A 296-nucleotide genomic window follows, 5' to 3' on the forward strand; every position below is an offset into this window, starting at 1 on the left:
GCCTGGAGGGCATCGACCAGCTCCGCAACGCGTTCAGCAGTCATATTCTGGAGGAATGACCCGATGTTCAGCCTGCCCCACCACTCGCCGCGCGACCTGCCATTCGGCCGCCGGCAGACCGCCATCCTGTTCGTCGACATGCAGCGTGCCTGGGTCGAGCCGGGGCGCGACCCGCACGTCGATCCGCAGGCAGCCGGTTACTTCTACGAGCGCGTGCAGAACCAGGTGATCCCCAACCAGCAGCGCCTGCTCAGGGCCATGCGCGCAGTGGACGAGAACGTCCTGCACACCGTCAT

At 66.2% G+C, this 296-nt stretch carries 1 pseudogene; it reads left to right on the forward strand.

Features of this window, described 5'->3' with window-relative positions:
* Positions 1-63: 63 nt before the first annotated feature.
* Positions 64-296 (forward strand): annotated as a pseudogene (locus ACLJNW_RS24380) (hypothetical protein); the annotation flags it as partial.

The sequence above is a fragment of the Salmonella sp. SAL4457 genome (genome assembly GCF_046548235.1).
Classification (GTDB): Bacteria; Pseudomonadota; Gammaproteobacteria; order Enterobacterales; family Enterobacteriaceae; genus Salmonella; species Salmonella enterica.